The 12,475-nt window shown below is 73.6% G+C and carries 11 protein-coding genes; 8 read left to right on the top strand and 3 right to left on the bottom strand.

Annotation, left to right across the window (positions count from 1 at the left end; all coding sequences use genetic code 11):
• Positions 1-220: 220 nt before the first annotated feature.
• From ACRX5S_RS11380 to ACRX5S_RS11370, 3 genes are all read left to right on the top strand, one after another.
• Complete coding sequence (locus ACRX5S_RS11380) at positions 221-1,036, top strand: SpoIIE family protein phosphatase (RefSeq protein WP_436772726.1); 816 nt, start codon at positions 221-223, stop codon at positions 1,034-1,036.
• 82 nt (positions 1,037-1,118) lie between these two features.
• Positions 1,119-2,033 (top strand): DUF4429 domain-containing protein, encoded by a 915-nt coding sequence (locus ACRX5S_RS11375; RefSeq protein WP_436772725.1) that lies wholly within the window; start codon positions 1,119-1,121, stop codon positions 2,031-2,033.
• Between the two features lie 165 nt (positions 2,034-2,198).
• The gene (locus tag ACRX5S_RS11370; RefSeq protein ID WP_436772724.1) at positions 2,199-3,392 is read left to right on the top strand and encodes a hypothetical protein; all 1,194 of its coding nucleotides are present in this window, start codon (positions 2,199-2,201) and stop codon (positions 3,390-3,392) included.
• A 109-nt stretch (positions 3,393-3,501) separates the two neighbouring features.
• Here the strand turns inward: ACRX5S_RS11370 and ACRX5S_RS11365 are convergent, their stop codons facing one another.
• Both ACRX5S_RS11365 and ACRX5S_RS11360 read right to left on the bottom strand, forming a co-directional pair.
• Positions 3,502-4,986, bottom strand: a complete 1,485-nt coding sequence (locus ACRX5S_RS11365) for a HAMP domain-containing sensor histidine kinase (protein WP_436772723.1) — start codon at positions 4,984-4,986, stop codon at positions 3,502-3,504.
• A complete protein-coding gene (locus tag ACRX5S_RS11360) occupies positions 4,983-5,639 on the bottom strand; it encodes a response regulator transcription factor (protein WP_436772722.1) in 657 nt (218 codons plus the stop codon). Before ACRX5S_RS11360 ends, ACRX5S_RS11365 begins: the two co-directional genes overlap by 4 nt.
• Before the next feature lie 255 nt (positions 5,640-5,894).
• On the opposite strand from ACRX5S_RS11360, the gene ACRX5S_RS11355 reads away from it, so the two are divergent.
• The 5 genes from ACRX5S_RS11355 to ACRX5S_RS11335 all read left to right on the top strand — a co-directional run bounded on the left by ACRX5S_RS11355 (position 5,895) and on the right by ACRX5S_RS11335 (position 11,651).
• Positions 5,895-6,470 carry a hypothetical protein gene (locus tag ACRX5S_RS11355; RefSeq protein ID WP_436772721.1) on the top strand — a complete coding sequence of 192 codons (576 nt, stop codon included), beginning with the start codon at positions 5,895-5,897 and terminating at the stop codon, positions 6,468-6,470.
• 11 nt (positions 6,471-6,481) lie between these two features.
• A complete protein-coding gene (locus ACRX5S_RS11350; protein WP_436772720.1) occupies positions 6,482-7,978 on the top strand; it encodes a peptidoglycan-binding protein in 1,497 nt (498 codons plus the stop codon).
• Entirely contained in the window at positions 7,975-8,784 is an 810-nt protein-coding gene (locus ACRX5S_RS11345; protein ID WP_436772719.1) for an ABC transporter ATP-binding protein, read from the top strand. The genes ACRX5S_RS11350 and ACRX5S_RS11345 overlap by 4 nt, the downstream gene beginning before the upstream one ends.
• A 35-nt stretch (positions 8,785-8,819) precedes the next feature.
• Entirely contained in the window at positions 8,820-10,082 is a 1,263-nt protein-coding gene (locus ACRX5S_RS11340) for an ABC transporter permease (protein ID WP_436772718.1), read from the top strand.
• Between the two features lie 261 nt (positions 10,083-10,343).
• Positions 10,344-11,651, top strand: a complete 1,308-nt coding sequence (locus tag ACRX5S_RS11335) for an RNA polymerase sigma factor (RefSeq protein WP_436772762.1) — start codon at positions 10,344-10,346, stop codon at positions 11,649-11,651.
• A gap of 63 nt (positions 11,652-11,714) precedes the next feature.
• Here ACRX5S_RS11335 and ACRX5S_RS11330 read toward each other — a convergent pair whose 3' ends face one another.
• Positions 11,715-12,464: a hypothetical protein gene (locus tag ACRX5S_RS11330; RefSeq protein ID WP_436772717.1), complete on the bottom strand. Its 750-nt coding sequence runs from the start codon at positions 12,462-12,464 to the stop codon at positions 11,715-11,717.
• Positions 12,465-12,475 lie beyond the last annotated feature (11 nt).

Below are 12,475 nucleotides of genomic sequence, written 5' to 3'. Positions count from 1 at the left end.
CCGCCACCGACGACAGCCCCGTGCCGGACGTCCGGCATTCATCCGCACCGTGACACCCCGCGTACTTATTGTTCATTTATGTGGCTTTTAGAATGGTTGGGAAGGCCGGTCCCAACAGGGCGGAGCGTTCCCGAGCCGCCCTGTCGCGTTGTGCCGGGTGGGCCCACGGCCCGGTCCCGACCGACGCCGACAGACGACCCATCGACGAAAGGTGCCGCCCATGCTCGCCCTCCTCGACGCCCCCGACCGGCTGCTCGGCTCCGTCGCGCCCGGCAGCGGACCGGTCGGGACCACGACCGCCGAGACGGGCAGCATGCGGCTGGCCGCGCGCATGCCCCCGCACGAGGGCCCGACCGCGCCGCGCCTGGTGTACGGGGCCGCCGCCACGGCTTTCGGGACACGCGTGCTGTTCGGCGACGTCGCGGCGAGCGGCGCACGAGGGCTCGCGGTCGCGGCGCGGCTGCTCGACGCGTTCCGGACGGGTGCGGACCACGAGCCGGATCTCGCGCGGGTGATCTACCACATGGACCTCAGCCTGCGCGACGAGCGCAGCGGGGCCGAGGAGTTGGCGCGCATCGTGCTGCTGGAGCACCGCCCCGACGGGCTGGTCGCGGTGGTCAACCGCGGCGGCGCGACGCCGGTCCACGTCAGCGGCGGCCTGGCCCGGCCGGTCGCCGAACCGCTCGCGCAGCCGCCGATCGGCGTGCTCAACCCGGAGACCCTGCGGGTCCCGGCCCTGGCCGTGCCGACGTCGCCCGGGGACCGGTTCCTGTTGCGGACGGGCGCTCCGGACGCCTCGTGGCCCGAGTCGGGCGTGGCGGTCGCGGGCGCGCTGGACGGCGAGTTCGGGCGGGCACTCGACGACATCACCCTGCCGCACTCCGGGGACGCGCCGTCGGGAGGGCGAGCCGGAGGGCCGACGCCGGGCGTGTGCCTGGTCGAGATCGGCGACCCGGCCGACGCGACCCTGCCGACCGGCGAGGCGGAGGAGCACCGGCGCGCCCGGCTGCCCCGCAATCCGCTGCGGCGCGCCTGAGACCTGCGCCCGCGGTCGGGAACGGAGACCTCAGGCGGGAGACCGAACGGGCCGGCCGGAGCGGGATCGTAGGATCGTCCGCGTGGCAGAGCTGAGGACCAAGGACGGCACGTGGACGTTCGACGGGGACACGGTGCGCATCGTCCCCGGCCGGGACCGGGGCGTGCACCGGCTGCGCCAAGTGGTGGGCGAGATCGCCGTGCCGCTGGCGGCGGTTGCCGGAGTCTCGTTCGAGGCCGGGCGCAAGAGCGGGCGGTTGCGGATGCGGCTGCGCGAGGGCGCCGACCCGTTCCTCCAGGTGTGCGGCGGCCGTATTTCGGACGACGCCGACCCGTACCAGCTCACCGTGGAGAACGACTGGGCGGGCGCCGCCGAGTACTTCGCGGACGAGGTACGTGATTCGCTCACCCTCGAATCCGTGCCGGACTCGCCGCTGGACCGCTACCTGCTGCCCGCGGCGCAGGTGCCGCTCGGCGCGAACGGACAGGACGGCAGCGTCGCGTTCGACGGCGACACCGTACGCCTGGAATGGAACTGGATCGCCGAGGAGCGCAAGCGCGCCACCGGCACGCAGCGAATTCCGCTGTCCGAGATCGTCGCCGTGGAGTGGCACCCGGCCGTCGGCCTGGACTCGGGCCATCTCCGCTTCCGCGTCGGGAACCCGCCGCCGGGCAGTTCGCAGCCCAAGTACGACCCGACGTGCCTGCTGCTGTGGGGCACGAAGAAGGAAAGCGGCACCAGCGCGGTGCTCGCCGCCGCGGTCGTCGCCCGCCTCCCGCACCCGAACGCACCCCAGCCGACCGACGCCCCCTCGGCGCTCGCCCCGGGTGCCTCCCATGCCCTGGGAGCCGGCGCCCCGATCCCACCCGGGCCGGCCGACGCCGACCCCGACGTCGTACTGCGTCGCCTCCGCGAACTCGGCGACCTGCACCGCGACGGGGTGTTGGACGACGCGGAGTTCGCCGCCGCCAAGGCCGCTCTGCTCCGACGCCTCTGACGCCGCGTCCCGATCGCCCGTGGAGGCCCCGCACCGCTCCCCACGGAACCCACCGTCCACCTGCGCCACTCCCGTCACCCGCGCCCGCACAACCCAGCCGCTCGCCGGTGGCCGGTACGTGCCCGCCCGCTGGCTCGCGTCTCCTGTAGCGGGTACAACTCCGGTGTGGAATCCGGTGAGGAGTTCGACCCAGCAGACCTGCGGCCGCGCGACCAGGTGGCCGCGCGGCTGCGCCGCAGGCTGCTCGACGGGCTGCGCGGCACCGGGCAACTCCGCTCCCCCGACGTCGAGCGCGCCATGGACGCCGTCCCGCGCGAACTGTTCACTCCCCCGGACACCGACATGCGCGACGCCTACGCCGACCGGGTGGTGGTCCTCGCCACCGATGCGAACGGGTCGCCGATCAGCACGGTCAGCCAGCCCGCGATGGTCGCCCTGATGCTCGAACAGCTCGACGTACGCGCGGGCCACCGCATCCTCGAAATCGGCACCGGCAGCGGCTACAACACCGCCCTGCTCGCCGAGCTCACCGGGCCGCGCGGCAGCGTCACCAGCATCGAGGTGGACGACAGCCTGCTCGCCTCGGCCGCCGCGCGCCTCGCGGACCTCGCACCGGGCGAGGGTACGCCGCTGGACCTGCGCCGCGGCGACGGCTGGCTCGGGGTACCGGACGCCGCTCCGTACGACCGTCTCGAATCGACCGTCGGCGTGGACGACCTGCCGCCCGCATGGCGCACCCAACTCGCCGACGGCGGCGTGCTCGTCGCCCCCCTCTGGCTGCGTCCGGGCCTCGAACTGTCGGTGGCCATGCGGCGTGAGGGGGAGCTGCTGCACAGCACGTCGGTGGCGCAGTGCGGCTTCCTGCAACTGCGCGGCCCCCACGCGGCCGACCCGCACAGCCGCATGCTGGGCCAGGGCATGGCGGTGATCGGCGAGGGCCTGTCCGCCAAGCAGATCGAGATGGTGCGCACGCTCACGGACACCGGCGGCACCGACCTCGGCAGCGCACCGCGCCTGTCGGAGCGCTGCTGGTGGGGGCTCAGCCTGTCCGATCCGCGCACCCTGCTGATCGCCGGGCGGCACGGCGGTCACGTGGCCTGGGGCCTCTTCGACGCGGAGGGCCCGGAGGGGCCTGGGCTGGCGGTGGTCCACGACGGTCGCGTCATCGGGTACGGCGACGGCAACGCCGCCGACGTCCTCCGGCAACGCGTCGAGGAGGCGCCGCCGGTGGACCCGTCCCGCCTGACGGTCACCGCATACCCGCCGGACGCCGTCATCCCGCCCCCGCCGCCGTACGGCTTCACGTGGCGGATCACGCGGGAGCACCACCGCTACCGGGTGCACTGGGAGGCGGAGTAAGTCGTATCGGCGGCGGGCATGCTCCCGGCCCCGGGACGTTCCCGGACCTTTCCCGGCCCGATCCCAGCTCGATCCCGATGCGATCCGACGCGGTTGCGCCCGACCGCCGTCAGGCCACCGGCAGGCGTACCGTCACCGCCAAGCCGCCTTCGCTGCGTGGCTCGGCCTCGACGCGGCCGCCGTGCGAGTCCACGACCGCGCGCACGATGGACAGGCCCAGCCCCGATCCGGCCTTCGTGCCGGCGAGGCGGGCGGCGGTGCCGCGGTGGAACGGCTCGAACAGCTCGTCCACGTCGGCAGGGTCGACCGCCGGCCCGGAATTGACCACGCGAAGCTCGGCCTCGTCCCCGGCGCGGCCCGTGGTGACCGTGATCCGGCTCCGGCCCTCGGCGTCGGGCGCGTTGTGGCGTACGGCGTTCTGCACCAAGTTGGCCGCCACCTGCTCCAGCAGCACCGGGTCACCGGACGTCGGGGCGCGGTCGAGCTCGGTCGTGATGACGACGCCCGCCGCGGCGGCCTCGGCGCGGTACATGTCGACCGCCTCGTCGGCCAGGGCCGCGAGGTCGCTGTGCGCGTAACTCTCCGGCCCCTGCTGGCCCTTGGCGAGCAGGAGGAGGCTTCCGACGAGGCGTTCGCTGCGGGCGGTCGCACGCAGGGAGCGTTCGATGGACGGCCTTAGGTCGTCGGGTACGCGCCCTTCCGCAAGGGGGATCTCCAGGGACGCCCGCTGGAGGGCGAGCGGGGTGCGCAGTTCGTGCGACGCGTTGGCGGCGAAGCGCCGGTTGGCGGCGAACGCGCGGTCGAGGCGGGCGAGCATCGCGTCGAACGTGTCGGCGAGTTCCTTGATCTCGTCCTCGGGGCCGAGGAGGGCGAGGCGGTCGTCGAGGTTGCGTTCGGAGATGCGGCGCGCGGTGGCGGTGACGGTGTGCAGGCGGGCGAGGGAGCGTCCGGCCATCCACCAGCCGAGTGCGGCGGCGATCAGCACGAGTGCGGCGAGGGCCAGGAGGGACTGTCCCACCAGGGCGTTCAGGACCAGGGTCTTGAAGCTGACGAAGCCGTCCTCGGCGGCCTCGGCCAGCGTCAGGCTGCTCATCGAGCCTGAGGTCGCATCGGTCCCGGGGAGTGGCGAGGCGGGCACCGCGTCGGACGGAAGGGGGACCGCGGGGGCGACCGGACCGGCGGGATCGGCGGGCGTCACGGGCGCGAACACGGTGCCCGCGGGGAACACGGCGTAGGGCGCGGTCGTCACGGCCGCGCGCTTGTCCCCGAGGATGCGGTCGACGGCGAAGTACTGGATCGTCAGCAGGACCGCGCCGCCCGCGAGGAAGACCAGGCTGTACATGAGGGTCAGGCGGGTACGGATGCGGAGGCCGCGGCCGGGCCCGCGCCGGTCGTCGGGCAGGTCCTTGTGGTCGGGGCGGTCCCCGTCGCCGGATGAGTGGCAGACGTCCGAGGGATGCCCGTCGTTCGCAAGGTGCCGGTGGTCCGACGTGCTCGCGCCGTCCGGCGAGTGACGGTCGTCGGACTCGCGTCGGTCGTCCCGCCCTCGGGTGTCGTCCGCCCTGCGCCGGTCGTCCTGCCCGCCGCCGGTCACAGCCGGTATCCGATCCCCGGCACGGCCTCGATCAGCGGGGGCTCGCCGAGTTTGCGGCGCAGGCCGTGCATGGCGACCTTGACCACCGAGCTGCGCGGGTCGACGGCCTCCTCCCATGCCTCGTCGAGGAGTTCGGTGTGGGTCACCACGCCGCCGCCGGCGGCCAGGAGGAGTTCCAGGATGATCATTTCCTTAGGGCTGAGTCGCAGCGGGCGGCCGTCGCGTTCGGCGAGGTGGCGCTGCGGGTCCAGGACGACGCCGCGGCCTTCCAGGACCGAGCCCGCGGACGAGCCGCCGCCGCGCCGGGCGAGGGCGTGGATGCGGGCGACGAGCTCGGTGTACGCGAAGGGCTTGGCGAGGTAGTCGTCCGCGCCGAGGTTCAGGCCGCCGACGCGGTCCGCGACCGAGCCGGACGCGGTGAGCATGAGGATGCGGGCGCCGTTGCGCGTCGCGACGAGGGTGCGGCAGACCGCGTCCCCGTGCAGGACCGGCAGGTCGCGGTCGAGCACGACGACGTCGTACGCCGAGGCCGCCGCGCACTCCAGCGCCCGCGCGCCGTCCCGGGCCACGTCCACGGAGAAGCCCTGGCCGCGCAGTCCGCCGGCGAGCAGGTCGGCCATCTCTTCCTCGTCCTCGACAATGAGCACCCTCATCCGGTCTCCGCCCTCTTCTCCCGTTCCGTCGCCGCGCAGGCTTTCTGCTGCTCTTGTCCGTGTCTGATGAGACATGACCGGGATGTTCATGATCCCAGCGAGCCGGGGCGCCACCGCCCCGCGACCCGCTCAAGCGTCCGGCGCGAGCGGTTAGGACGCGGTTAGCGGCACGCGAACCGGTCCCGAACCGCCGCCTCCCTAGAACTGGATCGCGCCGGGCGGCAGCGGGCCGCCCCACCGCGAAGGGACCTTGTGATGCGGAACCTCCCCACGCTCCACCGCGGGCGCCTGCACCGGGCCGTGACCGGTACGGCGGCCGTCGCGTTCGCGTGCGTGCTCACCCTGTCCGCCTGCTCGAAGGACGGCGGTTCCGGCAAGGACGGCGACGTGGCGTCGCTGGGCGACAAGGACAAGAACGCCGGCGCGCCGCCCGAGGCCGCCGCGGGCGAGAAGGGCGACATGGTGAAGTACGCCCAGTGCATGCGGGAAAACGGCATAGACATGCCCGACCCGAACGCCGACGGCAGCATGATGGCCCAGGCGATTCCGGCCGACGGCGGCCCCGAGGCGGCCAAGATGGAGACGGCCTCGAACGCGTGCCGCAAGTGGCTGCCCAACGGTGGTGAGATCACCGAGAAGCAGAAGGCCGAGATGCGCGAGTCCAACCTGAAGATGGCGAAGTGCCTGCGCGAGCACGGCCTCAATGTGCCGGACCCGGGCCCGGACGGCGGCATGGCCCTCGACCTCGGCTCCGACCAGGCCAAGGCCGACGAGGCGATGAAGGCCTGCGGCCAGGCGGGCGGCTCCGGTGCGATGACGGTGACGAAGTGACGGGGCCGGGCATGCCCGGTCCGCCCGGCGACGGCCGGGATGGCCGTGACAGCCGTGACGGCGGGTTCAACGGCGGTTTGGACGGAGTTCTGGACGGCGGTCGGGAGGGCGACCCGGAAGGCGGCCCCGAAGAGCCGGGGACCGCACGGGAGTTCGCGGAAGCAAGAGCGCGTCGGCCGCGGACTCGTGCGCGTACCCGTACCGTCGCGGTCGCCGGTGTCGCGGCGGTCGTCGCCCTCGGGGTGGGTGGCGCGGTGGTGTTCTCCCCCGGCGACGACACCGGCAAGGCGGCGAGCCGGACGCAGGCACCGGGCGCCACTGCGCCGATCGTCAAGGGCGACCTGACGGTGAACGCCGAGGTCGACGGGACGCTGGGATACGGGGGCAGCGGTTCGGTCTTCGCTCAGTCACGTGACTCGGGGGCCGACCCGGGTGGATCAGGCGGCTCGGGTGGCTCCGGTGGAACGGGCGGTTCCGGCGGCAACACGCCTCCGCCCGCGGGCGGCGGTCCGTCGTCCGGGCCGCAGAACGCTCCGCAGGGCAATCCGTCCCATCAGCCCGCGCCCCCGTCCAAGACTCCGACGACGACCCCGACACCGACCAAATCGGTCGACAAGGAGCAGAAGAAGGAGGACGAGCAGTACGCCGGGCAGCAGATCTTCAGCTCGCTGCCCAAGGTCGGCGACGTCGTCAAGCAGGGCCAGACGATGTACGAGGTCAACGGCCGCCCCGTACCGCTGTTCTACGGCCCGTCGCCGCTCTGGCGCGCGCTGGGCAAGGGCGTGTCGAACGGTCCGGACGTCCTGCTGCTGGAGCGCAACCTCGCGGCACTCGGCTTCGGGTCGGATCTGAACGTGGACGAGAAGTTCACGGACGGTACGGCGGCGGCGGTGAAGCGCTGGCAGAAGTCGCTCGGGCTGCCGCAGACCGGGCGCGTGGACCCGTCGGCGGTCGCCGTACAGCCGGGGGCGATACGCGTGACCGCGCTCAAGGCCTCGATCGGCGCGCCCGCGCAGGGCGAGGTGGCCGCGGTCTCGGGGACCGGGCGCCTCGTGGAGGTGAAGCTGCCCGTGGACCAGCAGAACGTCGCCCACAAGGGCGACAAGGTGACCGTGGAGCTGCCGGACGGCAAGAAGACCACGGGCACGATCTCCGAGATCGGCACGGTCGCCTCGAAGGACGAGCAGGGCGGCGGCATGCCGGGCCAGGGCGGCGGCAAGGCGACCGTCCCGGTGACGGTGACGCTGGACAAGCCCGAGGAGGCGGGGTCGCTCGACGGTGCTCCGGTGCGTGTCGGGTTCACCAGCCAGAGCCGCAGGGCCGTGCTGTCCGTCCCGGTCAACGCGCTGGTCGCGCTGGCGGAGGGCGGGTACGCGGTCGAGGTCGTGGACGCGGCCGCGGGCACGCGCAAGCTGGTCGGCGTGCTGCCGGGGCTGTTCGCGAACGGCCGCGTGGAGATCACCGGCGAGGGCCTGGCTGCGGGGCAGAACGTGCGGGTGCCGTCATGACGCATGGGGGTGCAACTGCGGGCGTACCGCCGCAGGGACCCGCGCGGGGGCAGGGGTTCGGGCCCGCGCTCGGCGGCGGGCACGGTGTCGCCCGGCCGGTTGGTGACGCGCCGCAGCTCGGGGGCGAGGTGATCACGCTGCACGATGCGTCGAAGACGTATCCGGGCGGGCTGACCGCGCTCGATCGGGCTTCGCTGTCGATCCGTGAGGGTGAACTGCTCGCGATCGTCGGGCCGTCGGGGTCGGGCAAATCGACGCTGCTCAATCTGATGGGCACGCTCGACCGGCCGTCGTCGGGGCGTGTCGAGGTGCTGGGGCACGATGTCGCGGCGCTGTCGGACCGGCGTCTGTCGGCGGTGCGGGCTCGCTGGATCGGCTTCGTGTTCCAGCAGTTCTTCCTGTCGCCGCATCTGACCGCCCTGGACAATGTGGCCACGGGGCTGCTCTACCACGGGATCGGCCACTCGCGGCGGCGCGAGCGGGCGGCGGACGCGCTCGAACGGGTCGGTCTCGGGAACCGGCTCGACCACCGTCCGCACGAGTTGTCGGGTGGTGAACGGCAGCGCACGGCCATCGCGCGGGCGGTCGTGTCGCGGCCGCGGATCGTGCTCGCGGACGAGCCGACGGGGGCACTGGACTCTGCGTCGGGGGCGGCGGTGGTGCAGTTGCTGCGGGATCTGAACGCGCAGGGCACGACGATCGCGGTGATCACGCACGACCCGCAGTTGGCGGCGTCTCTGCCGCGCCGGGTGGGGATCCTGGACGGGCGGATCCGGCACGACAGTTTGACGGGGACGGCCGTATGAATCCGCGTACCAAATCTCGGTCTGTGTCCCGGTCCATGTCCCGGTCTGGATCCCCTTCTCGTTCCGGACCGACGGCCTCCGGCGCTTACGAGCCTTCCACCGAGCGGGAGAAGTTGCCCACGCCGGCCCGTCTGGGGCCGCGTGACGTGATCGCGGTCGGGCTGTCCGGTCTGCGCGGGCGGAAACTGCGCGCGGTGCTGTCGGCACTGGGCATCGCCGTCGGGGTCGCCGCGATGGTCGCGGTGGTCGGCATCGGAACGTCGAGCGAGGCGCGGCTGAACGAGCGGATCGCCGGGCTCGGCACGAACCTGCTGACGGTCGGTCCGGGTACGAGCTTCACGGGGAACGCGAGTTCGCTGCCGTCCGACGCGGATGCGATGGTGGAGCGCATCGGTCCGGTGAAGTCGGCGACGGCGACCGGCAAGACCAAGGCGACCGTACGCCGCAACGACCGGATCGGCGAAGGCATCACAGGCGGCATCGAGGTGCAGGCGGGCCGCCTGGACCTGCTCGACACGGTCGGTGCGAAGCTGCGGGCGGGACGCTTCCTCGACCCGGCGACCGAGCGCTACCCGACGGTGGTGCTCGGCTCCAAGGCGGCGGAGCGGCTGGGTGTCGACGCGCCGGGCGGCCAAGTGTGGCTCGGGGACCAGTGGTTCACCGTGATCGGCCTGCTCGAACCGGTGCCGCTCGCTCCGGAGCTGGACACGTCTGCACTCGTCGGCTGGCACGCCGCGAGCCAGTACCTCGGCTTCGACGGCAACCCGACGACCGTCTACACCCGGACCGCGGAGTCCGCCGTCGAGTCGGTCCGCGACGTCCTCGCGCCGACCGTCAACCCGAAGAGCCCGAACGAGGTCAAGGTCTCGCGCCCCTCGGACGCACTGGCCGCGCAGCTCGCCGCGAAGGACACCTTCAACGCACTCCTGCTGGGCCTCGGCGCCGTGGCCCTCCTCGTGGGCGGCGTGGGCGTGGCCAACACCATGGTCATCGCGGTGCTGGAACGCCGCCAGGAGATCGGCCTGCGCCGAGCACTCGGCGCCCACCGCGGCCAGATCCGCACCCAGTTCCTGACCGAGGCGGTAACCCTGGCCGGCCTGGGCGGCGTGGCCGGGGCGCTCCTGGGCGGCGCGGCGACGTACGCCTACGCGTCCGTCGAGGGCTGGCCCTTCGCCATCCCCCTGCCCGCCCTGGCGGCCGCCGTCGCAGCCTCCGCAGCAGTCGGCGCGATCGCCGGCCTCTACCCGGCTTCCAGAGCCGCCCGCCTGACCCCGACGGAGGCCCTGGCCACGTCGTAGTCACCACCAGGCGCCCGTCCGGCACGCGTGTTGTGGGGCACGCGTGCCGGGCGGTGCCTTTGCGCGAGTCGCCGAAACGCCGCACCCCAACGCCGCGCCGCGCGCCGCCCCGCGCCCAGACCCTCCGCAACGCTCACCCATCCGCGGCTCACCGCCTCCCCGCACCCACCGCTCCCTCGCGCCCGTGCCCACGCCTTGCTCTCCCGCGCCCCGCGAGCCCCCGCCCCCACGCCCTCAGGCGTCGGGCACGATGGGCGGGTGGTGGACGACGTGTACGACGCTGACGACAACAACCCCTCCCCCGGTTTCCCCGGTGACGAGCTCGTGCGCAAGCTGGCTCCGCAGGTCCTCGCCGCGCTCGTGCGCCGCTACGGACACTTCGACCTTGCCGAGGACGCCGTCCAGGAGGCGCTGCTCGCCGCGGCGCGGCAGTGGCCCGATGAGGGCGTGCCGGACAACCCGCGGGCGTGGCTGGTCACCGTCGCGTCGCGGCGGTTGACGGATCGGCTGCGCAGCGAGGAGTCACGGGCGCGGCGTGAGGAGACGGCGTTCGCGATGATCCCGACCGGCGCCCGGCACGCCGCGCCCGCGGACGCGGAGCAGCCCGCCGAGCACGACGACACCCTGACGCTGCTCTACCTGTGCTGTCATCCCGCCCTTTCGGCCCCGTCGCAGGCGGCGTTGACGCTGCGTGCGGTCGGCGGTCTGACGACTGCTGAGATCGCCCGTGCGTTCCTGGTGCCGGAGGCGACCATGGCGCAGCGGATCAGCCGGGCGAAGCAGACCGTGAAGAAGGCCGGTGCGCGCTTCGAGCTGCCGCCGGAGGCGGAGCGCGGTGAGCGTACGCGCGTCGTGCAGCACGTCCTGTACCTCGTCTTCAACGAGGGCTACACGGCGTCGTCGGGCCCGGACCTGGTCCGCACCGACCTCACCGCCGAAGCGGTCCGCCTGACCCGCGAGGTGCGCCGCCTGCTCCCCGACGACGCCGACACCGCCGGGCTGCTGGCGCTGATGCTGCTGACCGACGCACGGCGCGCGGCGCGCACGGGCGCGGACGGGGAGCTCGTCCCGCTCGCCGAGCAGGACCGTTCGCTCTGGGACCGGGAGTTCGTCGCGGAGGGTGTGGCCCTGGTCGCGGAGGCGCTCGGCAAGGGCGAGGTCGGGCCGTACCAATTGCAGGCGGCGATCGCGGCGGTCCACGACGAGGCACCGTCCGACGCCGAGACCGACTGGCCGCAGGTCCTCGGGCTGTACGACCTGCTCGAACAGGTCGCTCCCGGGCCGATGGTCGCACTCAACCGGGTGGTGGCCGTCGCGCGTGTGCACGGTCCGCGCGCGGGCCTCGCCGTCCTGGACAAGCTGGCGGAAGGCGCACTGCGTGGGCATCACCGCGTCGCCGCCGTCCGGGCCCACCTGCTGGAGGAGGCCGGGGACGGCGACGCGGCACGCACGGCGTACGAGGAGGCCGCGAAGCTCACCGCCAGCGTTCCGGAGCGCAGGTACCTGACCCGCCGCGCGGACCGCCTGGCCGCCGCCGGGCCTCCGCGTCCCGGCGGCGCGCAGGGGTGACGCGGGCTGCCCCGAGCGACGCGTGGCGCACCGCGTGTGCGGGGCGCGGCCGACGTCCGGGGCTCAGCGCTGCGGTACCGCCGCCATCGCCTGGTTGAAGCGGGCCGATCCCGACACCTGGCCGACCTGGCCGTGCCACTGCACGTCGAGGGGTTCGACGACGCCGTCGTGCCACCACAGCGGGCGGGCGCTCATCGGGTGCTGACCACGCGTCAGCTCGTGCCCGGTGGCGAACATGTGTCCGACCATGTCGATCACCCGGGGGTTGTGGATCGGGATGGTCAGGAGCGTGTTGTCGTCCGGCAGGGTGACCAGCGCCCCGGCGGGCAGTTCTTCGCCGAGTGCTTCACCCAGGCGGGTCAGTTGCGCGGACCCGGGCCAGGCCTGTCCCGTGAACATCGTCATCGCGACGCCGGACGCGGTGTCGAACTCGCTGCGCGAGAAATGCTCGGCGCGCAGGTTGCCCGCCCCCTGGAGCCAGACGTCCTCGGCCTCCATCCCCCACACCTGGGCCATGGGGACCTCGGCGGTGGCGATGGCGCCGTCCGGCAGTTTGACGCAGGCGATGGCCGCGAGGTCCTCGGTGATGGGCCACGCGATGGCGGGTGCCGCTAGGTGCGGGCCGACCCGGGTGACGCTCAGCCGCAGGTCCTGGCGGATGCGCTCGACGGGCGCGCCCGTCAGCATCTGCCGGACGTCGGGGGCCCCGCCGGGAGCGCCCGGGGCGCCCTGCACCGGCTGCCCGGCGGCGGGCTGACCGTACGGGCCGGGCTGCTGCCCGGCGGCAGGCCGGTTGCGGCGGAACATCGCCATGCGTTGGTGTC

Source organism: Yinghuangia sp. YIM S09857 (genome assembly GCF_051388915.1).
Classification (GTDB): Bacteria; Actinomycetota; Actinomycetes; order Streptomycetales; family Streptomycetaceae; genus Yinghuangia.
This window is presented reverse-complemented; position numbering and strand designations above follow the sequence as displayed.